At 72.0% G+C, this 21,662-nt stretch carries 22 protein-coding genes; 17 read left to right on the plus strand and 5 right to left on the minus strand.

The annotated features are described in order from the left end of the window. Positions 1–84 precede the first annotated feature (84 nt). Complete coding sequence (locus tag AB5L52_RS10510) at positions 85–486, plus strand: VOC family protein (protein ID WP_369363564.1); 402 nt, start codon at positions 85–87, stop codon at positions 484–486. Here AB5L52_RS10510 and AB5L52_RS10515 read toward each other — a convergent pair. From AB5L52_RS10515 to AB5L52_RS10525, 3 genes are all read right to left on the minus strand, one after another. Continuing rightward, entirely contained in the window at positions 469–1,155 is a 687-nt protein-coding gene (locus AB5L52_RS10515; RefSeq protein WP_369363565.1) for a helix-turn-helix domain-containing protein, read from the minus strand. The genes AB5L52_RS10510 and AB5L52_RS10515 overlap by 18 nt on opposite strands. A gap of 65 nt (positions 1,156–1,220) precedes the next feature. Next, positions 1,221–1,973, minus strand: coding sequence for a VC0807 family protein (locus AB5L52_RS10520; RefSeq protein WP_369363566.1), 753 nt, complete (start codon positions 1,971–1,973; stop codon positions 1,221–1,223). Between the two features lie 175 nt (positions 1,974–2,148). Further along, on the minus strand, positions 2,149–3,096 hold the full coding sequence (locus AB5L52_RS10525) for an AraC family transcriptional regulator (RefSeq protein WP_369363568.1): 948 nt from the start codon (positions 3,094–3,096) through the stop codon (positions 2,149–2,151). An 81-nt stretch (positions 3,097–3,177) separates the two neighbouring features. Between AB5L52_RS10525 and AB5L52_RS10530 the strand changes: the two genes are divergently transcribed. After that, entirely contained in the window at positions 3,178–4,113 is a 936-nt protein-coding gene (locus AB5L52_RS10530) for an NmrA family transcriptional regulator (protein ID WP_369363569.1), read from the plus strand. Between the two features lie 167 nt (positions 4,114–4,280). Here the strand turns inward: AB5L52_RS10530 and AB5L52_RS10535 are convergent, their stop codons facing one another. Further along, on the minus strand, positions 4,281–5,519 hold the full coding sequence (locus tag AB5L52_RS10535; protein ID WP_351015149.1) for a YihY/virulence factor BrkB family protein: 1,239 nt from the start codon (positions 5,517–5,519) through the stop codon (positions 4,281–4,283). 131 nt (positions 5,520–5,650) lie between these two features. Between AB5L52_RS10535 and AB5L52_RS10540 the strand changes: the two genes are divergently transcribed. The 15 genes from AB5L52_RS10540 (at position 5,651) to AB5L52_RS10610 (ending at position 20,744) form a co-directional block, all read left to right on the plus strand. Beyond that, complete coding sequence (locus AB5L52_RS10540) at positions 5,651–7,288, plus strand: acyl-CoA dehydrogenase family protein (protein WP_369363572.1); 1,638 nt, start codon at positions 5,651–5,653, stop codon at positions 7,286–7,288. Positions 7,289–7,662: 374 nt separating this feature from the next. Continuing rightward, complete coding sequence (locus tag AB5L52_RS10545; protein WP_369363573.1) at positions 7,663–8,964, plus strand: GAF domain-containing protein; 1,302 nt, start codon at positions 7,663–7,665, stop codon at positions 8,962–8,964. 176 nt (positions 8,965–9,140) lie between these two features. Beyond that, positions 9,141–10,475: a hypothetical protein gene (locus AB5L52_RS10550; RefSeq protein ID WP_369363575.1), complete on the plus strand. Its 1,335-nt coding sequence runs from the start codon at positions 9,141–9,143 to the stop codon at positions 10,473–10,475. Positions 10,476–10,625: 150 nt separating this feature from the next. After that, positions 10,626–11,198 carry a GNAT family N-acetyltransferase gene (locus tag AB5L52_RS10555; protein ID WP_369363577.1) on the plus strand — a complete coding sequence of 191 codons (573 nt, stop codon included), beginning with the start codon at positions 10,626–10,628 and terminating at the stop codon, positions 11,196–11,198. A 139-nt stretch (positions 11,199–11,337) separates the two neighbouring features. Next, complete coding sequence (locus tag AB5L52_RS10560; RefSeq protein ID WP_309486338.1) at positions 11,338–11,421, plus strand: putative leader peptide; 84 nt, start codon at positions 11,338–11,340, stop codon at positions 11,419–11,421. A gap of 125 nt (positions 11,422–11,546) precedes the next feature. Continuing rightward, entirely contained in the window at positions 11,547–13,244 is a 1,698-nt protein-coding gene (locus AB5L52_RS10565) for a nitrite/sulfite reductase (protein ID WP_369363579.1), read from the plus strand. Then, entirely contained in the window at positions 13,241–13,432 is a 192-nt protein-coding gene (locus AB5L52_RS10570; RefSeq protein WP_351015166.1) for a hypothetical protein, read from the plus strand. The genes AB5L52_RS10565 and AB5L52_RS10570 overlap by 4 nt, the downstream gene beginning before the upstream one ends. Continuing rightward, a complete protein-coding gene (locus AB5L52_RS10575; RefSeq protein WP_369363581.1) occupies positions 13,429–14,139 on the plus strand; it encodes a phosphoadenylyl-sulfate reductase in 711 nt (236 codons plus the stop codon). The genes AB5L52_RS10570 and AB5L52_RS10575 overlap by 4 nt, the downstream gene beginning before the upstream one ends. A 26-nt stretch (positions 14,140–14,165) precedes the next feature. After that, positions 14,166–14,702: an adenylyl-sulfate kinase gene (gene cysC / locus AB5L52_RS10580; RefSeq protein WP_351015172.1), complete on the plus strand. Its 537-nt coding sequence runs from the start codon at positions 14,166–14,168 to the stop codon at positions 14,700–14,702. Then, the gene (gene cysD / locus AB5L52_RS10585; protein WP_369363584.1) at positions 14,699–15,637 is read left to right on the plus strand and encodes a sulfate adenylyltransferase subunit CysD; all 939 of its coding nucleotides are present in this window, start codon (positions 14,699–14,701) and stop codon (positions 15,635–15,637) included. The genes cysC and cysD overlap by 4 nt, the downstream gene beginning before the upstream one ends. 2 nt (positions 15,638–15,639) lie before the next feature. Beyond that, positions 15,640–16,974: a sulfate adenylyltransferase subunit 1 gene (locus AB5L52_RS10590; RefSeq protein ID WP_369363586.1), complete on the plus strand. Its 1,335-nt coding sequence runs from the start codon at positions 15,640–15,642 to the stop codon at positions 16,972–16,974. Between the two features lie 234 nt (positions 16,975–17,208). Further along, a complete protein-coding gene (locus tag AB5L52_RS10595; RefSeq protein WP_369363588.1) occupies positions 17,209–18,318 on the plus strand; it encodes an aliphatic sulfonate ABC transporter substrate-binding protein in 1,110 nt (369 codons plus the stop codon). A 12-nt stretch (positions 18,319–18,330) separates the two neighbouring features. Beyond that, a complete protein-coding gene (locus AB5L52_RS10600) occupies positions 18,331–19,134 on the plus strand; it encodes an ABC transporter ATP-binding protein (RefSeq protein ID WP_369363590.1) in 804 nt (267 codons plus the stop codon). Continuing rightward, positions 19,121–20,005 (plus strand): ABC transporter permease, encoded by an 885-nt coding sequence (locus tag AB5L52_RS10605; protein WP_351569250.1) that lies wholly within the window; start codon positions 19,121–19,123, stop codon positions 20,003–20,005. The genes AB5L52_RS10600 and AB5L52_RS10605 overlap by 14 nt, the downstream gene beginning before the upstream one ends. A gap of 1 nt (position 20,006) precedes the next feature. Beyond that, on the plus strand, positions 20,007–20,744 hold the full coding sequence (locus AB5L52_RS10610) for a sirohydrochlorin chelatase (RefSeq protein WP_351569253.1): 738 nt from the start codon (positions 20,007–20,009) through the stop codon (positions 20,742–20,744). A 67-nt stretch (positions 20,745–20,811) separates the two neighbouring features. Here the strand turns inward: AB5L52_RS10610 and AB5L52_RS10615 are convergent, their stop codons facing one another. Further along, the gene (locus AB5L52_RS10615; RefSeq protein ID WP_351015191.1) at positions 20,812–21,132 is read right to left on the minus strand and encodes a hypothetical protein; all 321 of its coding nucleotides are present in this window, start codon (positions 21,130–21,132) and stop codon (positions 20,812–20,814) included. Positions 21,133–21,662 lie beyond the last annotated feature (530 nt).

A 21,662-nucleotide genomic window follows, 5' to 3' on the forward strand; every position in this document is an offset into this window, starting at 1 on the left:
AGCAGGTGGGGGCTCCCACGATGTCCACCGAGGGTGTCCGTTTCCTTCAAGACCGGGCGGTGGCCGCCCGCCTACGGTGGCCGCATGACTGCACGATTCGCCGTGATCGGCCTGGTGGCCTCCGACCTGGCCGCCTCACTCGCCTTCTACCGTCGCCTCGGACTGGTCTTCCCTCCCGGCGCCGAGGAACAGCCCCACGTCGAGGCCGAGTTGCCCGGTGGGCTGGTGCTCGCCCTGGACACCGAGGAAACCGTCCGCTCCTTCCACTCCGGCTGGCGGCCGCCCGAGGGCGGCGGGCGGGTGGGGCTCGCCTTCCGGTGCGGCTCGCCCGCCGAGGTCGACGCCCTGTACGAGAACCTCGTGGCCGCCGGGTACCACGGGGAGCTGAAGCCGTGGGACGCGTTCTGGGGACAGCGGTACGCCACCGTGCACGACCCCGACGGCAACGGCGTCGACCTGTTCGCCCCGCTACCCGCCGCCGAGTAGCGTCCCGAGCGGCCTGCCGGTCAACTCCCGCACCTCACGGGCGAGATGGGGCTGGTCCGCATACCCGGCGCGAAGGGCCGTCTCGGCATACGGCGTCCCGGCGCGGGCCAGCGCCAGCGCGCGCTGCAGCCGCAGGATGCGGGCCAGGGTCTTGGGGCCGTAGCCGAACGCGCCCAGGCAGCGGCGGTGCAACGTGCGGGTGCCGATGCCGAGCTCGGCTGCCGTCGCCGACACCGGGCGGCCCTCGTCCAGGCGCTCCACCAGCCGGTGCATCATCGGGTCGGGGGCCGTGGTCCGCGCGGCCCGGTCCAGGGCGATGTCCTCCAGCGCGGTCGCCGGGTCGGCCGCCGCCTCGACCCGCTCACCGAGCCGCCGGACTTCGGCGGCGGGCCACAGGTCGGCCAAGTCGACCCGCAGATCGCGTAGTTCGTGTGCCGGTACGCCGAGCAGGGTGGGGGCGGTGCCGGGGAAGAAGCGGATGCCGGCCCAGGAGCGGGGCGGGCCCTCGGGGACGTAGGGGCGGGTGTCGGGGCCCGCGACCAGCAGCCGGCCCTCGCTCCACAGCAGGTCCATGCAACCGTCCGGCAGCACGGGCCCGCCGACGGTCCCGTCCGGGTTGTTCGTCCACACGACCGCACCGGTCAGCCGGGACGCCCGCTCCGCGTACATGCGTGCAGCGTACGTCGCTGGCAGACCCGGGCGTCCGGCGTTCTCGTGGTCCCCCGCTTCCGGTGTCAGGGACCGCCGAACAGCGGAACGCCGTGCCGGGTGCGGAACCGGCGAGCGTAGACGGCGGTGACCGCGGCGGTCAGGGTCAGCAGCAGGAGTGAGAGGACCCTGGTCACCAGGGGCACGGTGTCGGTGGGCAAGGTCGCGGCGGCGAGTGTGCCGCAGCTGCCGTCGAGCAGTTGCTCGGCCCCCCAGACGACCGTCAGGACGCGCAGTCCTCGGCGGAAGTCGGCCGAGTCCTGCCATATTCGGGCCCGTGCCCGGGCCGCCGGGCCCCGGTGCAGTCGTTGGCCGAGCTGGAAGGCCAGCGGCCTGCCGGTGAAGCCGGTGCCGAGCACCCAGGCGCCGACCGCGAGGGACAGCGCCGCGTCCTTGAACAGCAGGATCCGGGTGCTGCCACCGACCAGGGTGGCCAGCGCGGCGGCGGCCAGCAGCACCGTGAAGAACAGGTCCACACCGTCGATCCGGCGCTGCCGCACCGCACCGGTCACCAGGCGCAGGGCGGGTGGCGCGCCGCTGAGCAGCAGCGCCGGGCCCTGTCCGGCGCCGAGGGCGCGAGCCGCGTAGTAGACGAGGAGCGGCAGGACGATGTCGACGGCGATCGAGAGCAGCGGGCCGTAGGCCGTACCGCCGTTCCGCTCCCCCGCGCCCGGCCGCCGTACCCGACCCGTCGCGTCCCCCGTGTCCTCCGTGTCCGCCGCGTTCGCAGTGTCCGCCGCGTTCGCGGTGTCCGGCATCGCCTCCGCCACGTTCGTCATCCCCTCCGCCTCCCTGCGCGGCGCGCTGTCTTCGCCTGCTTGTCTTCGGCCGGGCGGACCGCGCCGACCTGCGGAAAACGCTAGATCCCCAGCGGTGCCGGGCGGATCGGAGCACGGGTGGAGAGTCGGGTGGAAAAAAGGTGGAACGCGAGGGTGGAGACCTGGGGCGCCGTCCTCAGGGACGCCCCTCACGGCCCGCCCGGTGTTCCTGCGGGCTCACGCCGTACACGCGCTTGAAGGCGGTGGAGAGCGCGAAGGCACTGCCGTAACCGACGCGGCGGGCGATGGTGTCGAGGGTGAGGTCCGTGTCGCGGAGGCGGTCGGCGGCGAGGGCGAGCCGCCAGCCGGTCAGATAGGACATCGGAGGTTCGCCCACGAGGTCGGTGAAGCGGCGGGCGAGGGCCGCGCGGGACACTCCGGCCTTGGTGGCGAGCGCGGCCACCGTCCACGGGTGCGCCGGGTCGTCCTGCAGCAGGCGCAACGCGCGGCCGACGACGGGGTCGGCCAGTGCCCGGTACCAGGCGGGGGCCGCCGACTCCGGGCGGGAGAACCAGACCCTGAGCGCGCTGATGAGCAGCAGATCCAGCAGGCGGTCCAGGACGACCTCCTGACCGGGTTCGTCGCGCACGATCTCCTCGGCCAGCAGGGGGGTGAGCGGGCAGTCCCACACCTCGGCGGGGAGCGTCAGCAGCGGCGGCAGGGCGTCGAGGAGGCGGCCGTGGATCTCACCGCGCATCAGATAGGTACCGATGAGCATGACCGTGGCGGCGTCGGTGCGGTTGCCCCAGGTGCGTACCCCCAGGTCCATGGAGCCGTTCAGGGAGGTGCCGTCGGGGTGGCGGCACTCGCCGCCCGGCAGGATCAGCGCCTGCGGGGCGGTGTCCGACTCGTCGCCGCAGGTGTACGCGTCCGGGCCACGCGCGATCGCCAGGTCTCCGGGGCCGAGCCGTAGCGGCACGCCGTCGCCGTCCGGGGTGATCCAGGCGGTGCCGCGCGCCATGAGCATCACGGTCAGCGGCGCCTCGTCCGCCACGCGCACGGCCCACGGCGGATCGAAGCACGCCCGGATCATGAAGGCTCCGTGCGCGCGTGGACCGTCCAGCAGACCGGCGAGTGCGTCCATGACGGCAGCGTAGACGCACGCTTATGGGAGCGAGCGGCTCGGCGATGTCGCCCTTCCCCGCAGGGCAGTTGACTGACGGACATGACCCAGAACACGGAGAACACGCAGCACGGGCAGCACACGCAGCACGGGCAGGGCACGCAGCACGGGCAGAGCACGCGGCAGGTCCTCACGCCGCGGTCGGCGAAGGACACGGGGGTGCGGACGGTGGTGGTGACCGGCGCGTCCGGCCGTACCGGCAGCCGGGTCGCGGCGGCGGCGCGGGCGGCGGGCCTGACGGTCCGCGCCGCCTCCCGCGCCCACGGTTTCGACTGGCAGGACGGTTCGACGTGGGAACCGGTGCTGCGCGGCGCCGACGCGGCCTATCTGGTGTACCCGACGGACGTGGGCGATCCGTCCGCGCCGGAGGCGGTCGGCCGGCTCGCCCGTGCGGCGGTGGGGCTCGGGGTACGGCGGCTGGTGCTGCTGTCGGCCCGTGGAGAGGAGCAGGCCCTGCCGACGGAGGAGGCGCTCGCGGCGTCGGGGGCGGAGTGGACGGCCGTACGAGCCGCGTGGTTCGCGCAGAACTTCAGCGAGGGGCCGTTGCTGGAGGAACTGCGGACGGGCGGGGAGCTGGTGTTCCCGGGCGGGGCCGTGCGGGAGCCGTTCGTCGATGTGCGGGACATCGCGGACGTGGTGGTGGCGGCGCTCACCGACGGCGACGGGTACGTGGGGCGGGCGCTGGAGGTGTCCGGGCCGCGGCTGCTGACCTTCGGTGAGGCGGTCGGCGAGGTCGCGGCGGCGGCCGGGCGGCAGCTGGCGTACCGGGCGGTGTCGCCGCGGGACTACGGCGAGCGGCTCGCCGGGTTCGGGGTGCCTCCCGAGGAGGTGGAGTTCCTGGTCGAGCTGTTCGCGTCGCTGCTCGACGGGCGGAACGCGCACGTATCGGAGGGCGTACGGCAGGTGCTCGGCCGGGCGCCGCGGGACTTCGGGGACTACGCCCGGGAGGCCGCGGCGGCCGGGGCGTGGAAGGTCTGACGCCGGGGCGGGCCTTCGCCTCCGGGGACGGGGCGGCCCGTACGCTCCGCTGACCTGCGCGCGCGTACGGCCTGCCGATCTGCACGCGCGCGTGTCTTGCTCCGACCCGCACGCGCGCGTACTGCCTGCCGAACGGAACCCACGAAACGGCACGCCCAGCCCATGGCCTACGGCACGCCGGGGCCCTTCCCCCGATGTGCCGTGCCCCCGTCTCCGCCCGCCTCGTACGGATGCCCTTGGTCGGCCTCATGGGCCTCGTGGGCCTCGTGGGCAGGCCGGCCGTTGGCCTTGTGTGCGTGGTGGGCGTGCTTGGCGTGGGTGCGCAGGCGGGCCGTGACGTCCTCCGGGGGCAGGAAGCGGGACCAGCGCTCGGGGAACTCGGAGGGCATGTCGGGGTCGTCGGGGTCGGTCTCGCGGGCGGCCGCGGCCCGGGTAACGTACTCGACCACCTGGGCCTCGCGGATCCGCTCGTTCGCGGCGCGGGCGGCGGCGGTGGCGGCGGCGGGCCAGACCCGGTCGATGGCGGCGTTGACCGCCGCGCCGACGAGGACGGCGAAGGCGGACACCCCGATCCACAGCAGGACGGCGACGGACGCGGCCAGAGAGCCGTAGATCGTGGCGCCCTCGATGGTGTGCACGAGGTAGATCCGCAGGAGGGAGCTGCCGAGGACCCACATGGCGAGGGCGACCAGGGCGCCGGGGACGTCCTCGATCCACGGGGAGCGGACCGGCACGGACACGTGGTACAGGGTGGTCAGGAAGGCGATGGACAGGACGATGACGACCGGCCAGTACAGGACCTGCACCACCGTCGCCGACCAGGGCACCACCCGGACCACGGCATCGGGGCCCGCGACCATCAGCGGCAGCGCCACCGAGCCGATCAACAGGGCCACGATGAACAGCAGGAACGACATCATCCGCGTCTTGACGATGCCGCGGACACCGTCGAGGCCGTACATGACGGTGATGGTGTCGATGAAGACGTTCACCGCGCGTGATCCCGACCAGAGGGCGAAGACGAACCCGATGGAGATGACGTCGGGGCGGGTCCTCAGCACGTCGTGCAGGATCGGCTCGGCGATCTCCTTCACGCCCTTGTCGGACAGGACCGTCCGCGAGGCTTCGAGGATGTTGGTCTCCAGGCTCTGGATGGTGTGGGCACCGGTCCAGTTGTCGACGTAGGCGAGCAGCCCGATGAGGCAGAGCAGCAGGGGCGGCACGGACAGCAGCGAGAAGAACGCCGCCTCGGCCGCCAGGCCCAGGATGCGGTACTCCACGCAGGAGTTGACGGTGTCCTTGAGCAGCAGCCAGGCGGTCCTGCGTTTGGAGACGTTCCGGTAGAGGGCTCTGGCCCGGTGGAGGCGACCGGCGGGCGGCTCGGGGGATTCACTTGCTGGCTGCACGACCCAAAGGTATCCGCAGCACAGGACCGCCCTCACCTTCCGGGGCGGACGGCCTCATCCGGCGCCGCCGGCCACGCCGCTGTGCCACTCTGGATGCCTTCACCACTGCTGTCCCGGGTAGGTTCGCAATCATGGCAGGCACCCCCACCCACACCGTGACGAACCAGCCGCCCCCGCTGGTCGGCCACGACCTCTTCACCGCCGACCGGGCCCTGGTGGCGGCCGTGGAGCGGCACTGCGGTCCGGACGTGCTCGACGAGGTGCGTGCGGAGCTGTCCCTGCTGGGCCGCGCCGCGGGCTCGGCGCAGTTGCAGGAGTGGGGGGTGCAGGCGAACGAGCACCCGCCGCGGCTGCGCACCCACGACCGGTACGGCCACCGGATCGACGAGGTCGAGTTCCATCCGGCCTGGCACCGGCTGCTCGGCAAGGGCGTCTCGGCGGGTCTGACGGCCGCCTGGAACCGGCCGTCCGGGCATGTCCGCCGCGCCGCCGGATTCCTGGTCTGGACCCAGGTCGAGGCGGGAAACTGCTGCCCGCTGTCGATGACCCACGCGGCCGTGCCCGCGCTGCGCACCGACCCCGGGCTCGCCGCCGAGTGGGAGCCGCGGCTGACGTCCACGCTCTACGACCGTGAGCTGCGGCCCGCCGCGCAGAAGTCCGGCGCCCTCTTCGGCATGGGCATGACCGAGAAGCAGGGCGGCAGCGACGTCCGCGCGAACACCACCGAGGCCCGGCCGCTCGCCGAGGATGGCACCTACGCGCTGACCGGGCACAAGTGGTTCTGCTCGGCACCGATGTCGGACGGGTTCCTGGTGCTCGCCCAGGCCCCGGAGGGCCTCACCTGCTTCCTGGTGCCGCGTGTCCTGCCCGACGGCGCCCGCAACGTCTTCCTCATCCAGCGACTGAAGGACAAGCTGGGCAACCGCTCCAACGCCTCCGCGGAGGTGGAGTTCGCGGGCACCTGGGCGCGCCGGGTCGGCGAGGAGGGGCGCGGGGTGCGGACCATCATCGAGATGGTCGCGGCGACCCGGCTGGACTGCGCGCTCGGCTCGGCGGGCCTGATGCGACAGGCGGTGGCGCAGGCGATCCACCACTGCACCTACCGGGAGGCCTTCGGCGGCCGGCTGCTCGACAAGCCGCTGATGCGCAACGTCCTCGCCGACCTCGCGCTGGAGTCCGAGGCCGCGACCACCCTCGCCCTGCGGCTCGCGGCCGCCTACGACGACGGCGGTGAGCAGGAGCGCGCCTTCCTGCGGCTGGCGATCCCCGCCGCCAAGTACTGGATCACCAAGCGCTGTGCGCCCGTCGCGGTCGAGGCCGCGGAGTGCCTGGGCGGCAACGGGTACGTCGAGGAGTCGGGCCTGCCCCGGCTGGTACGGGAGTCCCCGCTGAACTCCGTCTGGGAGGGCGCCGGCAACGTCCAGGCGCTGGACGTGCTCCGGGCGCTGCAGCGCGAGCCGGCCGCGCTGGACGCCTGTCTCACCGAGATCGGCCGCGCCCACGGCGCCGACCACCGCCTCGACCGCGCCGTGAAGGACCTCTTCACCGAACTCGCCGACCTGGACGCCGTGGAGGGCCGCGCCCGACGGCTCGCGGAACGGCTCGCGCTCGTCCTCCAGGGGTCGCTGCTGGTCCGCCACGCTCCGCCGGAGGTGGCGGACGCCTTCTGCGCCGCGCGACTGGGCGGCGACCACGGGGCATCCTTCGGCACCTTGCCCACAGGCCTGGACCTGAAAGTGATGGTCGAACGGGCACGCCCGGTCTCGTGAAGCCAGGGGCGCGGTGTCCCACCCAGGGGCACGGGGAACTGCGCGCCCCGTCCGAAACGGACCCGCACCCGCCACCGCACCCCCACCAGGCACCCGGAACCGCGAATCCGGCCGAGCCCCCGGTGGGGGTGGTGCTGCGCCGACACGGCACCACCCCCACCACCTGGGCCCGTTGAGCCCTCGGACGCGACCAGTCTCGGCCACCCACCGACCGTCCACCAGGGTTGCAGGGGGTTGCAACTTGTCGGCGCACGTGCGCCGAGTGTGTGCCTCCGGCCTGCTCGGAGCGGCAGTATGAGAGGCACAGCCGGACCGGAAACCGCCACCCGTCACGGCTTGACAAGTATGTTCGAAGCCCTTTTCGGGAGGCCCCCGTGGTGAACCCGCCGTTGAACGTGGCGCGCCTGGCCGCTGTGGACGCGACACAGGCGGCACGGCTGCTGAGCGAGGTACGCGACGCCACACTTGCCGGTCAGCGTGCGCGGATCGCGCCGCGTCCGGTGATCGAGCAGTCCTGGGGACGGATGCTGCGCAGCGGTGTCGATCCCGATCACGACTTCAGATCCGGCCTGCTGTCCTCCGACGAAGTCCGGCGCCGGCGCGAGGAGTCACCGCTGCGGCCGGTGCTGCCGGTGCTGCGCGAGGGGCTGCTTTCGGTCGCCGACGTGGCGCAGCACATCATGGTCGTCGCGGACGCCGACGGGCGAGTGCTGTGGCGGGAGGGGGCCTCGCCGGTGCTGCGCAAGGCGGACGGCCTGGGTTTCGAACTCGGCGCGGACTGGCGGGAAGACGTCGTCGGCACCAACGGCGTGGGCACCCCTGCGGTCGTACGACGGCCCGTACAGGTCTTCGCCGCCGAGCACTTCGTCCGCTCGCACGCCTCCTGGACCTGCACGGGCGCGCCGATCACCGACCCGAGGGACGGGCGGCTGATCGGGGTCGTGGACATCAGCGGACCGCTGGAGACGATGCATCCGGCGACCCTCGCCTGGGTGGACTCGGTGGCCAAGCTGGCCGAGGCGCGGCTGCGGGAACTGCATGTGGACGCTCTGGAGCGGCTGCGGTCGGTGGCGGCGCCGGTGCTGGCCCGGCTGGACGGGCGGGCGCTGGTGGTGGACCGCGACGGCTGGTCGGCCGCCGTGTCCGGGATGCCGTACGTGCGGCGGGTGGCGCTGCCCAAGTCGCTGGCGCCGGGGCGCCGGTGGCTGCCGTCGCTGGGTTCGTGCGCGGTGGAGCCGCTGGCCGGGGGCTGGTTGCTGCGGGCGGCGGAGGAGCCGCTCGGCACCGTCACGCGGATCGTGCTGGACCTGGCCAGGCCGGGCCGCAGTACGCTGACGGTGTCCGGTTCGGCGGGGCCCTGGTCGCGTGAACTGAGCCCGCGGCATGCCGAGTTGCTGTATCTACTCGCCGTGCACCGCTCCGGCCGGGGTGCGGCGGACCTGGCCGGGGATCTGTTCGGAGATCCGTCACGCACGGTGACGGTGCGGGCCGAGATGTCGCGGATCCGGCGGTACTTCGGGGAACTTCTCCAGCATCGGCCGTATCGTTTCCGCGAGGACGCGGAGATCGAGACGCTGCTCCCCGAGGACCCTCGTGACCTGCTGCCTTCCTCGACGGCACCGGCGATCGCGCGACGGCGGACAGGCGCACAGGGCGGCGCGTCCGGGTCCCGGTGAGCGATTCTTCCGCATATTTGCGGGGTCTCGGCCCTGCGCGGACCGTTGCTGCCGTAGCATCCCCTAGGGGGCCTCCCCAACCGCTTCTCACGTCAACGTACGGATCAGCAGGCGCAGTTGGTCCGCCACCGGTCGGCGTGCCTCGGCGGCGAAGGAGTCCCGGAAAAGGGGACGACATGAAGCATCGTGGCAGACACCGCCGGCGCAGGCGCGGCGCCGCACTACGGGCGTTCCTGACCGGGACCGCGCTCGCGCTCACCGCGGCCGCCACCCTGATCAGCGTGTCCCAGGCGGACGTCACCGACAGCCCCGGCGCGCTCAGGCCGCTGTCCTCCCCCGCGGACACCGCGCCGCTCCGGCTCCAGGAGCGACTGGTCCCCGCGCGCACGCTGGACCGGCTGTCGGCCGCGATGGGCCGCCCGGTCGGCGTGGGCGCCGTCCTCGCGAGCGCCGACCGCGAGATGCGCACGTCCGCCCACTGTTCCGCCGCCGCCCGCGCGTCCCTGCCCGTGACCCCGGCCGCCGCCCGCGCCTACTGCTGGGACCCGGCCGACACCACCGGCACCGACTGGCGGCCGGCGTCGGTGACCACCTCGGGGGACGCCGACGACGACGGCGTCTGGGGCACCCACCGGGTCGTCCTGGCCGGCTGGACCCACAGCGCCACGAGCGGCCCCGCCGCCGAGCGGGGTCTGGCCAGGGTCGCCTTCGTGGACGCCGACGACCCCGCCCGCCTCGCCTACCGCTGGGTGCTGCTGGTGGTGCCGGTGGACGACGGCCGTGACTACCGGGGCCTGTCCTCGGCGATCTCCGGCATGGTCTGGCACGAGGGCAAGCTGCTGGTCACCACCAGGACCGGCAGCGCCGACGCGCTGTACGTCTACGACCTCGACCGGATCCAGCGCACCAGCGTCGACGGGCCCGCGATCGGGCGGGTGCCCGGCGGCTGGTCCGCCGGCGGCTACCGGTATGTGATGCCCGCGGTCGGCTCGTACCGGTTCACCGCGGGCCGCTGCGCCCGTCTCGGCCCGCCCTGCCCCGGCGCGCTGGCTCTGGACCGGGGCACCGCGCCGGACAGCCTGGTCGCCGCGGAGTGGACCGCGCCGGACGGCGACCGCAACGCCCGGCTGTGGCGCTACACGTTCAGCACGAGTCCCGCGCGCGGCGGGCTGCTCGCCACGGACGCCGCGGGCCGGGTGGAGCCGGTGGAGGCGTATCGGACCCGGGCGGCCGGGATCCGGGGCGTGCTGTCCTACTGGCAGCCCGAGGCGGAAGCCGCGTCCTGGTATGTGGGACGTCTGCCCGACTCGCGGGACGGACACGGCGGGCTGTGGCGGCAGGACACCGGCGGCGCGAAGGCGGCCCACTGCGGCGCGGACAGCTCACACCGCTGCTGGGCGCAGTCGACGGCGTCCCTGTCCTACTGGCAGGAGACGGGCGAGGTGTGGTCCCTCTCCGACCGCATGCTCTTCGCCATACCCCTGGCCGAGCTGGACCGCTCACTGAGGTGACCGGGGCCGGCTCGCTCCGAGCCGATCATCCGGTCGGGCCCGGGGCGGCCGACCAACCCCGGGCCACCCCTGCCGTCCCTGCCGCCCCCGGGATGCCCGGGACGACCGGTCGATCGACAGACCGGTCGGCGGGATGATTCCCTGGCCCGCATGAGCAGCGTCCCTGTCACCACCTGGTCCCTGGAGCAGACGTCGCCGGGCGACCTCCTGCCGGCCGCGGCGCCCGAGGGCGAGGTCCGGATCGTCCGGGCCGAGGTCCCCTCCCCCGAGTTCAGCCGCTTCCTGTACGCCTCGGTCGGCGGCGACATCCGCTGGACCGACCGGCTCGGCTGGACGTACGCCCGGTGGCAGGAGTATCTGGACCGGCCCGGCGTGGAGACCTGGGTGGCCTACGACCGGGGCACCCCGGCCGGCTATGTGGAGCTGGAGCCACAGGACGAGGGTGCGGTCGAGATCGTCTACTTCGGGCTGATCCCCGCCTTCCGCGGCCGGCGCATCGGCGGCCACCTGCTGTCCTACGGCACGGCGCGCGCCTGGGACCTGGCCGAGCGATGGCCGCGGCGGACGCCGACGAAGCGGGTATGGCTGCACACGTGCAGCAAGGACGGCGAGTTCGCCATGGACAACTATCGGCGGCGCGGCTTCCAGCTGTTCGACACCAAGGTCGAGCTGGAGCCCGACGTGGCCACGCCGGGGCCCTGGCCCGGCGCCCGTCCCGCCTGATACCCCGCCTGACCAGCCAGGACAAGCCGTCGTGCGGCACATGTGAGCGACGACACCCTCGTCCCATATTCCGGGACAAGGGTGTCCACATGACGGACGAAGCTGGACTCTGTCCAGATTGCCGTGACACGCTTCCGTCATGTCTGGAACTGGAATTGCCTTGGTGAGTCGGCGGCACGTCGACCTCGGCCGCATGTCCAGCGCCATCTGTCCGGCGAGCTGACGCCCAGCACCGCCGAGAACCCCCCGCACCTGATTCCTCTTGCGCAAGGACGCGCACGCCTGCCCGCGTGCGCGCGCCTATGCAGGTCAGAGCTGATGCCCACCGGTCCCGAAGGACGTAGAACCATGGCCGCCACCCCGCCGAACCCCGCCGCCTCCGCGCCCCGCCGCAAGGTGAGCCGTCACCGTGGTGAGGGTCAGTGGGCCGTGGGTCACTTCACCCCGCTCAACGGCAATGAGCAGTTCAAGAAGGACGATGACGGTCTCAATGTGCGGACACGCATTGAGACGATCTACTCCAAGCGCGGTTTCGACTCGATCGACCCGAACGACCTGCGCGGCCGGATGCGCTGGTGGGGGCTGTACACCCAGCGCCGGCCGGGAATCGACGGCGGCAAGACCGCGATCCTGGAGCCGGAGGAGCTGGACGACGAGTACTTCATGCTGCGGGTGCGCATCGACGGCGGGCGGCTGTCGACGCGGCAGCTGCGGGTGATCGGCGAGATCTCGCAGGAGTTCGCGCGCGGCACCGCGGACATCACCGACCGGCAGAACATCCAGCTGCACTGGATCCGGATCGAGGACGTGCCCGCGATCTGGGACCGGCTCGAGGCGGTCGGCCTGTCCACCACCGAGGCCTGCGGCGACACGCCCCGCGTGATCCTCGGCTCCCCGGTCGCCGGCATCGCCGCGGACGAGATCATCGACGGCACCCCGGCCGTCGAGGAGATCCACCGCCGGATCATCGGCAACAAGGCGTTCTCGAACCTGCCCCGCAAGTTCAAGTCGGCGGTCTCCGGCTCGCCACTGCTGGACGTGGCGCACGAGATCAACGACGTCGCGTTCGTCGGTGTCGTCCACCCCGAGCACGGCCCCGGCTTCGACCTGTGGGTCGGCGGGGGCCTGTCCACCAACCCGAAGATCGGCGTCCGGCTCGGCGCCTGGGTCCCGCTGGACGAGGTCCCGGACGTCTACGAGGGCGTCATCTCGATCTTCCGTGACTACGGCTACCGGCGGCTGCGCACCCGCGCCCGGCTGAAGTTCCTGGTCGCCGACTGGGGCGCGGAGAAGTTCCGCCAGGTGCTGGAGGACGAGTACCTGAAGCGGAAGCTGACCGACGGCCCGGCGCCCGCACAGCCGGTGGAGCGCTGGCGCGATCACGTCGGTGTGCACCGGCAGCAGGACGGCCGGTTCTACGTCGGTTTCGCGCCGCGCGTCGGCCGGGTCGACGGCACACTGCTGGCCAAGATCGCCGATCTCGCCGAGGCACACGGCTCGGGCCGGGTCCGCACCACCGTCGAGCAGAAGATGATCGTGCTGGACGTCGAGGAGGCGCAGGTCGAGTCCCTGGTGGCCGGTCTCGAGGCGCTGGACCTCTCGGTCAGCCCGTCCCCGTTCCGGCGCGGCACGATGGCCTGCACCGGCATCGAGTTCTGCAAGCTCGCCATCGTGGAGACCAAGGCGCGCGGCATCGCGCTGATCGACGAGCTGGAGCGCCGCATCCCGGACTTCGACGAGCCGATCACGATCAACATCAACGGCTGCCCGAACGCCTGCGCCCGTATCCAGGTCGCGGACATCGGTCTCAAGGGCCAGCTGGTCCTGAACGACAAGGGCGAGCAGGTCGAGGGCTTCCAGGTGCACCTCGGCGGCGCACTCGGCCTGGAGCCGGGTTTCGGCCGCAAGGTGCGCGGCCTGAAAGTGACCTCGGACGAGCTGCCCGACTACGTCGAGCGGGTCCTCAAGCGCTACCAGGCCGAGCGCGAGGCCGGCGAGCGGTTCGCCACCTGGGCGGCGCGTGCCTCCGAGGAGGCGCTGTCATGAGCGAGCGCGCCGCACCGTTCTACTGCCCCTACTGCGGCGACGAGGACCTTCGGCCGAGCGAAGCTCTGGAAGGGAGTCACGGCGCCTGGGAATGCGGGGCCTGCAACCGCGCATTCCAGCTGAAGTTCCTCGGGCTGCTGGCCCGGGGTCTTCGGCGAGCCGACAGCGGAGGGGACGACCGGATATGACGATGGTTCAGCAAGACCGTACGGCGGACGAGTTGCGGGCGCTCGCCGAGCAGGCGGGCCGTGACCTGGAGGATGCCTCCGCCCTGGAGATCCTGCAGTGGGCGGTGGGCACCTTCGGCGCGAAGTTCTGCGTCACCTCGTCGATGGAGGACGCCGTCGTCGCCCATCTCGCCTCGCGCGTGCTCAAGGGTGTGGACGTCGTCTTCCTCGACACCGGTTACCACTTCCCGGAGACCATCGGCACCCGCGACGCCGTGGCGGCCGTGATGGACGTCAACGTCATCACGCTCACTCCGCGGCAGACGGTCGCCGAGCAGGACGCCGAGTACGGCCCGAAGCTGCACGACCGCGACCCCGACCTGTGCTGCGCGCTGCGCAAGGTCAAGCCGCTGGAAGAGGGGCTGAAGGGCTACCAGGCGTGGGCGACCGGGCTGCGCCGCGACGAGTCCCCGACCCGGGCGAACACCCCGGTCGTCGGCTGGGACGAGAAGCGGCAGAAGGTCAAGATCTCCCCGATCGCCCGCTGGACGCAGGACGACGTGGACGCCTACGTCGCCGAACACGGTGTCCTCACCAACCCGCTGCTGATGGACGGCTACGCCTCCGTCGGCTGCGCCCCGTGCACCCGGCGGGTCCTTGCGGGCGAGGACGCGCGGGCCGGCCGCTGGGCCGGGCGCGCCAAGACCGAGTGCGGGCTGCACGGATGACGAACCATCAGATTCAGGAGAACGACGTGACGAGCGGAGCCACCGTCTGGCTCACGGGTCTGCCGAGCGCCGGCAAGACCACCATCGCGCACGAGCTGGCCGGCCGGCTGCGCGCCGAGGGCCGGCGCGTCGAGGTGCTCGACGGCGACGAGATCCGCGAGTTCATCTCCGCAGGCCTCGGCTTCTCCCGCGAGGACCGGCACACCAACGTGCAGCGGATCGGCTTCGTCGCCGAACTGCTCGCCCGCAACGGCGTCACGGCGCTCGTCCCGGTGATCGCCCCCTACGCGGACAGCCGCGACGCGGTGCGCAAGCGGCATCAGGAGAACGACACGGCATACGTCGAGGTGCATGTGGCGACCCCGGTCGAGGTGTGCTCCGTACGCGATGTGAAGGGCCTGTACGCCAAGCAGGCCGCGGGTGAGCTGACCGGGCTGACCGGGGTCGACGACCCCTACGAGGAGCCCGAGACGCCGGATCTGCGGATCGAGTCGCAGCACCAGAGCGTGCAGGAGTCGGCGGCGTCGGTGCACGCGCTGCTCACCGAGAGGGGACTGGCATGACGACGACCGTTGCCGAGGCCGAGGAGGGTACGGGCGCTCCGTACGCGCTCTCGCACCTGGACGCGCTGGAGTCCGAGGCGGTGCACATCTTCCGCGAGGTGGCGGGCGAGTTCGAGAACCCGGTGATCCTGTTCTCCGGCGGCAAGGACTCCATCCTCATGCTGCACCTGGCGCTGAAGGCGTTCGCGCCGGCGGCCGTGCCGTTCTCGCTGCTCCATGTGGACACGGGACACAACTTCCCTGAGGTTCTTGAGTACCGGGACCATGTGGTGGCTGCCCATGGGCTGCGCCTCCATGTGGCCTCCGTCCAGGACTACATCGACCGCGGTGTGCTGAAGGAACGTCCCGACGGCACCCGCAACCCGCTGCAGACCCTCCCGCTCACGGAGAAGATCCAGGCCGAGAAGTTCGACGCGGTCTTCGGCGGCGGGCGCCGGGACGAGGAGAAGGCCCGCGCCAAGGAGCGGGTGTTCTCACTGCGTGACGAGTTCTCGCAGTGGGACCCGCGCCGCCAGCGGCCCGAGCTGTGGAACCTGTACAACGGCCGGCACGCCCCCGGGGAGCACGTCAGAGTGTTCCCGCTGTCCAACTGGACCGAACTGGACGTGTGGCAGTACATCGCCCGCGAGGACATCGAGCTGCCGCAGATCTACTTCGCGCACGAACGCGAGGTGTTCCAGCGCAATGGGATGTGGCTGACGGCCGGCGAGTGGGGCGGGCCCAAGGACGACGAGCGTGTCGAGAAGCGGCAGGTGCGCTACCGCACCGTCGGCGACATGTCGTGCACCGGCGCCGTCGACTCCGACGCGGTGACCCTGGACCAGGTCATCACCGAGATCGCTGCCTCCCGGCTGACCGAGCGCGGCGCGACCCGTGCCGACGACAAGCTCTCCGAGGCCGCGATGGAAGACCGCAAGCGCGAGGGGTACTTCTAGACATGAGCACGATCACGACCGAGGAGCTCTCGGCCACCACCCTGCTGCGGTTCGCCACGGCCGGCTCCGTCGACGACGGCAAGTCCACGCTCGTCGGCCGGCTGCTGCACGACTCCAAGTCGGTCCTCACCGACCAGCTGGAGGCGGTGGAACGGGCCTCCGCGAGCCGCGGCCAGGAGGCCCCGGACCTCGCGCTGCTCACCGACGGCCTGCGGGCGGAGCGTGAGCAGGGCATCACCATCGACGTGGCCTACCGCTACTTCGCCACCCCCCGCCGCCGCTTCATCCTGGCCGACACACCGGGCCATGTGCAGTACACCCGCAACATGGTCACCGGCGCCTCCACCGCCGAGCTGACCGTGATCCTCGTCGACGCCCGCAACGGCGTGGTCGAGCAGACCCGGCGCCACGCCGCGATCGCGGCCCTGCTGCGCGTCCCGCACGTCGTCCTCGCCGTCAACAAGATGGACCTCGTCGCGTACGAGGAGAGCGTGTTCGCCGCGATCGCCGAGGAGTTCACGGCGTACGCGACCGAACTGGGCGTCCCCGAGGTCACCGCCATCCCGATCTCGGCGCTCGCCGGAGACAACGTGGTGGAGCCGTCCGCGAAAATGGACTGGTACGGCGGCCCGACCGTGCTGGAACACCTGGAGACTGTCCCGGTCAGCCACGACCTGGCGCACTGCCACGCCCGGCTGCCCGTGCAGTACGTGATCCGGCCGCAGACCGCCGAGCACCCGGACTACCGGGGCTACGCGGGCCAGATCGCGGCCGGCACGTTCCGCGTCGGCGACCCGGTCACCATCCTGCCCTCCGGCCGCACCACCACCATCTCCGCCATCGACCTCCTCGGCGAACCGGTCGACGTGGCCTGGACCACCCAGTCGGTGACCGTCCTGCTCACGGACGACGTCGACGTCTCGCGCGGCGACCTGATCGTCCCGACCAAGGACGCCCCGGCCACCACACAGGACGTCGAGGCCACGGTCTGCCATGTCGCCGACGCGCCCCTGACCGTCGGCCACCGGGTGCTGCTCAAGCACGGCACCCGCACGGTCAAGGCGATCGTGAAGGACATCCCGTCCCGGCTGACTCTGGACGACCTGTCCCTGCACCCGCACCCGGGACAGCTCGTCGCCAACGACATCGGCCGGGTGAAGATCCGTACCGCCGAGCCGCTTCCGGTGGACTCCTACGCCGACTCGCGCCGCACGGGCTCCTTCATCCTGATCGACCCGAGCGACGGCACCACGCTGACCGCGGGCATGGTCGGCGAGTCGTTCGCCACGCCCGAGCCGGTCAAGGACGCGGCCGACGACGACGGCTGGGACTTCTGACCATGACGACGACCGATGTCTACTCGACGTTCGCGAAGGAGGGCGGCCGCATCGGCAGCGGCGCCCTCGGCAGCGGGCAGGGCGGGGTCGCACGATGTGTGCGCTGACGTACGCGCACCGCTTGCGCGCCCTCACCCCCCACCCGACGTCCCGGTTGCGACGAAGACCCCTGCCGAACTCCCGGCCACGACCTGAGAGACCGTGACCGCCGGGCCAACGAGAGGAACACCTCCCGTGCCTGCCAACCGCTCACAGCTCATCCGCCGCGGCACAGCCGTGCTCGCCGCACTCCCCCTGCTCGCACTCGCAGCTTGCGGCTACGGGTCCCATTCCAAGAACGACGACAGCGCCAAGGTGGCCGCCGGGGCCAAGAAGATCGACGGCCTCGACTCTGTGAAGATCGGCTACTTCGGGAACCTCACCCACGCGACCGCGCTGGTCGGCCGGGAACAGGGCATCTTCCAGAAGGAACTGGGCGCCACCCAGCCCAAGTACCAGCTCTTCAACGCGGGCCCGTCCGAGATCGAGGCCCTCAACTCGGGCGCCATCGACATCGGCTGGATCGGCCCCTCCCCCGCGATCAACGGCTACACCAAGTCCGACGGCAAGAGCCTGCGCATCATCGGCGGTTCGGCGTCGGGCGGCGTGAAGCTGGTCGTCGACCCGAAGAAGATCAAGTCCCTGCAGGACGTCAAGGGCAAGAGGATCGCGACCCCGCAGCTGGGCAACACGCAGGACGTGGCGTTCCTCAACTGGATCTCCTCGCAGGGCTGGAAGGTCGACGCGCAGAGCGGCAAGGGCGACGTGTCGGTGGTCCGCACCGACAACAAGGTGACCCCGGACGCCTTCAAGTCCGGCTCCATCGACGGCGCCTGGGTGCCGGAGCCGACCGCGTCGAAGCTGGTCGCCGAGGGCGGCAAGGTGCTGCTGGACGAGTCGTCGCTGTGGCCGGACAAGAAGTTCGTGATCACGAACATCATCGTGCGGCAGGACTTCCTGAAGCAGCACCCGAAGGCCGTCGAGGCGGTCCTGAAGGCCTCGGCCGAGACCAACAAGTGGATCAACGCCAACCCGGACGCGGCGAAGACCGCCGCGAACAAGCAGTTGGCGGACGACTCCGGCAAGGCACTGCCGGCGAAGGTCCTCGACCCGGCGTGGAAGTCCATCCAGTTCACGGACGATCCGCTGGCCGCGACCCTGGACTCCGAGGCGCAGCACGCGGTCAAGGCCGGTCTCCTGGACAAGCCGAAGCTGGACGGCATCTATGACCTCACCCTCCTGAACCAGGTCCTCAAGGCCGAGGGCCGCCCCACCGTCAGCGACGCCGGTCTCGGCGTCAAGTAGCCCTCGTAGCCGATGAGTTCCCAGGAGGTGACGACCATGGCCACAACCTTCGCCGAGGCCGCCGAGTCCGTAGACCATGCGGCGCGCATCGAGCACGTCTCGAAGTCCTTTCCGGGACCCGGCGGGCAGCAGCTCGTCCTGGACGACATCAGCCTCGATGTCGCGCCGGGCGAGTTCGTCACCCTCCTGGGAGCCTCGGGCTGCGGCAAGTCGACCTTGCTGAACCTGGTGGCGGGGCTCGACCGGCCCTCCGCCGGCAGCATCACGACCAACGGGCGGCCGGCTCTGATGTTCCAGGAGCACGCCCTGTTCCCGTGGCTGACCGCGGGCAAGAACATCGAACTCGCCCTGAAACTCCGGGGAGTTCCCAAGAACGAGCGGCGCGAGCGGGCCGAGCGCCTCCTCGAACTCGTCCGGCTGCAGGGCGCGTACGGCAAGCGGGTGCACGAGCTGTCCGGCGGCATGCGCCAGCGCGTGGCGATGGCCCGTGCGCTCGCCCAGGACAGTCAACTGCTTCTCATGGACGAGCCGTTCGCCGCGCTGGACGCCATCACCCGTGACCTGCTGCACGACGAACTGACCCGGATCTGGGCGGAGACGGGCCTGTCGGTGCTGTTCGTCACGCACAACGTGCGCGAGGCGGTGCGGCTCGCGCAGCGGGTCGTGCTGCTGTCGTCCCGGCCGGGCCGGGTGGCACGCGAGTGGCAGGTGGACATCCCGCAGCCGCGGCGCATCGAGGACGCGCCGGTCGCCGAACTGTCCCTGGAGATCACCGAAGTCCTGCGTGGGGAGATCCGCCGCCATGGCCAGCACTGAGACCAGGACCCCCGCGGACGCGGGAAGCGTCGAGGCGGGCCTGGACGCTCTGGAGACCGCCGTCACCGGCCGGACGCCCTTCCGGCAGACCTTCGCCAACAAGATCCTGCCGCCGATCGTCGCCACGCTGGTGGTGCTGGCGGTGTGGCAGGCACTGATCTCCTTCAAGATCGTCGGCGATCCGACGAAGCTGCCCTCGCCCGCCGACGTCGGCAACGAGTTCAAGACCGCCTGGCTGCAGGGCACACTGCTCGACTACATCTGGACCAGCGTCTCGCGCGGTCTGCTGGGCTTCCTGTTCGCGCTGGCCATCGGCACCCCGCTGGGCCTGCTGGTGGCCCGGGTGAAGTTCCTGCGCGCGGCCATAGGTCCGGTGCTCTCCGGTCTGCAGTCGCTGCCGTCGGTGGCATGGGTGCCGCCCGCGGTGATCTGGCTGGGCCTGAACAACTCGATGATGTACGCGGTGATCCTGCTGGGCGCCGTCCCCTCCATCGCCAACGGCCTGGTCTCCGGCATCGACCAGGTGCCGCCGCTGTTCCTGCGGGCGGGCCGCACGATGGGGGCGACCGGCCTGAAGGGCGCCTGGCACATCGTGCTGCCGGCCGCGCTGCCGGGCTATCTGGCGGGCCTGAAGCAGGGCTGGGCCTTCTCCTGGCGTTCGCTGATGGCCGCGGAGATCATCGCCTCCTCCCCCGACCTGGGCATCGGTCTGGGTGCGCTGCTGGAGAACGGCCGCAACGCCAGCTCCATGTCCATGGTGTTCGAGGCGATCTTCCTGATCCTGTTCGTCGGCATCGCCATCGACCTGCTGATCTTCAGCCCGCTGGAGCGGTGGGTGCTGCGCAGCCGCGGCCTGCTGGTGAAGGGCTGACATGCGCGCCCCGGTCCTTCTCGTCATCGCCCACGGCAGCCGTGATCCACGGCACGCCGCGACCGTGCACGCTCTGGTGGAGCGGGTACGGTCGCTGCGTCCGGGGCTGCGCGTCGAGACCGGCTTCCTGGACTTCAACGTCCCGTCCGTGGACGGGGTGTTGGAGTCGCTCGCGGCGGAGGGCGTACGGGACGTCGTCGCCCTGCCGCTGCTGCTGACCCGCGCCTTCCACGCCAAGGCCGACATCCCCGCCGTACTGCGGGCGGCGCCGGCCCGGCTGCGGATCCGGCAGGCGGACGTGCTCGGCCCGTCCCCGCTGCTGCTGTCGGCACTGGAACGGCGGCTGTACGAGGCGGGGTTGACGCCCGCCGACAAGTCCTCGACCGGGGTCGTACTGGCCTCGGCGGGGTCCTCCGACCCGGAGGCGATCGCAGTGATCGCCGACATCGCGCGGGAGTGGTGGCACACCGGTTGGTGCGCCGTGCGGCCTGCGTTCGCCTCCGCATCCCTGCCCCGCACCGAGGACGCCGTGGCCGAGCTGCGCGCCCTCGGCTGCGAGCGGGTCGCCGTCGCGCCGTACGTCCTGGCCCCCGGCTTCCTCCCGGACCGCATCGCGCGGGGCGCGGCCGAGGCGGACGTACGGGCGGCTGTGCTCGGGCCCGCGCCGGAGGTGGCGCGGGTGCTCCTGGAGCGCTACGACGCGGCACGCCGGCCGGCTCTGGCGGCGCTGGGCGCCTGACCGCTCCGGCGGGTCTGACCGCTCCGGCGACTGCGGGCGGAGCCCCGTGGCGGCGGGGCTCCGGCGGTCACAGGTCGAATGCGTGCGTGAGGTGCCGGGTGAAGGTGAGGCTGCCGGTACCGGCGCCCGCCGCGATGGCGATGTTCTCCAGCGCGGTGCGGATCCGGCCCCGGTTGGGCGGCAGGCCGTCCTCGGCGGACAGCGCCAGCTCGGCCTGGATGACCTCTCCGTACCCGATGATCCCCGGGTACTCGGCCCGCAGTGCCTCCGTGAGCCGGTCGGCCACGGCCATGAGGGTTTCGAGGTCGGGTGTGCCGTCCATGTCGAAACGGCCGAAGTCACCGAAGTTGGCCGGGCCGCCTGCGTTTCCGAAGTTGTAGGTGCTCATGTCCTGTCCTCGCTTGTGGACCCAAGGGGCCTGCAGGTGTGGGGGGTTGGCTTCGGCATGGGCGGCCGGGATTCCTGCGGCCCTGGCCGCACGGGGGCGCGGATGCGCCTCGGGGTCCGGGCGTCTGCCGGCCGCCCTTGGCGATGGGGCGCCGGTTGCCGAAGCTGCCGCTGACGTTACCGATGTTGAGGGTGTGTGTGCCGGCGGCCTGGAACGCCTTGCCGGGGGTGACGACGCCGCTCGGCGACATCACGGACGCGCCCAACTCCCGTGTGCAGCAGGGAGGCTGGACGGTCGGCCGATGGGCCAGGCCGGCGCCCGGCGTCCCCGGAACGGCCTGCGTCACCTCGGGGTGGAGATGCGCGTGGCTGCCGGGGGCGCGGGGCGCCTGTTCGTTCTTGCCGGTCCTGCCGAGGAACGGCTGGGTGCGGGCGGCCTCGCCCGCACGGGGGCGGATGGAGCGGGGCCGGATGTTGGCGCATTCGCGCTGGTGCGGCGCGGCCTCGCCGGCCGGTTCCAGCGGGAGTGCG

Origin of the sequence: Streptomyces sp. CG4, from assembly GCF_041080655.1 — a bacterium.
Lineage (GTDB): Bacteria > Actinomycetota > Actinomycetes > Streptomycetales > Streptomycetaceae > Streptomyces.

What these genes read in the sequence shown, in the direction of transcription:
- AB5L52_RS10510 (WP_369363564.1), top strand. Translation starts at nt 85, where the DNA reads ATGACTGCACGATTCGCCGTGATCGGCCTGGTGGCCTCCGACCTGGCC.
- AB5L52_RS10515 (WP_369363565.1), bottom strand. Translation starts at nt 1,155, where the DNA reads ATGTACGCGGAGCGGGCGTCCCGGCTGACCGGTGCGGTCGTGTGGACG.
- AB5L52_RS10520 (WP_369363566.1), bottom strand. Translation starts at nt 1,973, where the DNA reads ATGACGAACGTGGCGGAGGCGATGCCGGACACCGCGAACGCGGCGGAC.
- AB5L52_RS10525 (WP_369363568.1), bottom strand. Translation starts at nt 3,096, where the DNA reads ATGGACGCACTCGCCGGTCTGCTGGACGGTCCACGCGCGCACGGAGCC.
- AB5L52_RS10530 (WP_369363569.1), top strand. Translation starts at nt 3,178, where the DNA reads ATGACCCAGAACACGGAGAACACGCAGCACGGGCAGCACACGCAGCAC.
- AB5L52_RS10540 (WP_369363572.1), top strand. Translation starts at nt 5,651, where the DNA reads ATGGCAGGCACCCCCACCCACACCGTGACGAACCAGCCGCCCCCGCTG.
- AB5L52_RS10550 (WP_369363575.1), top strand. Translation starts at nt 9,141, where the DNA reads ATGAAGCATCGTGGCAGACACCGCCGGCGCAGGCGCGGCGCCGCACTA.
- AB5L52_RS10555 (WP_369363577.1), top strand. Translation starts at nt 10,626, where the DNA reads ATGAGCAGCGTCCCTGTCACCACCTGGTCCCTGGAGCAGACGTCGCCG.
- AB5L52_RS10560 (WP_309486338.1), top strand. Translation starts at nt 11,338, where the DNA reads ATGTCTGGAACTGGAATTGCCTTGGTGAGTCGGCGGCACGTCGACCTC.
- AB5L52_RS10565 (WP_369363579.1), top strand. Translation starts at nt 11,547, where the DNA reads ATGGCCGCCACCCCGCCGAACCCCGCCGCCTCCGCGCCCCGCCGCAAG.
- AB5L52_RS10570 (WP_351015166.1), top strand. Translation starts at nt 13,241, where the DNA reads ATGAGCGAGCGCGCCGCACCGTTCTACTGCCCCTACTGCGGCGACGAG.
- AB5L52_RS10575 (WP_369363581.1), top strand. Translation starts at nt 13,429, where the DNA reads ATGACGATGGTTCAGCAAGACCGTACGGCGGACGAGTTGCGGGCGCTC.
- cysD (WP_369363584.1), top strand. Translation starts at nt 14,699, where the DNA reads ATGACGACGACCGTTGCCGAGGCCGAGGAGGGTACGGGCGCTCCGTAC.
- AB5L52_RS10590 (WP_369363586.1), top strand. Translation starts at nt 15,640, where the DNA reads ATGAGCACGATCACGACCGAGGAGCTCTCGGCCACCACCCTGCTGCGG.
- AB5L52_RS10600 (WP_369363590.1), top strand. Translation starts at nt 18,331, where the DNA reads ATGAGTTCCCAGGAGGTGACGACCATGGCCACAACCTTCGCCGAGGCC.
- AB5L52_RS10605 (WP_351569250.1), top strand. Translation starts at nt 19,121, where the DNA reads ATGGCCAGCACTGAGACCAGGACCCCCGCGGACGCGGGAAGCGTCGAG.
- AB5L52_RS10610 (WP_351569253.1), top strand. Translation starts at nt 20,007, where the DNA reads ATGCGCGCCCCGGTCCTTCTCGTCATCGCCCACGGCAGCCGTGATCCA.
- AB5L52_RS10615 (WP_351015191.1), bottom strand. Translation starts at nt 21,132, where the DNA reads ATGAGCACCTACAACTTCGGAAACGCAGGCGGCCCGGCCAACTTCGGT.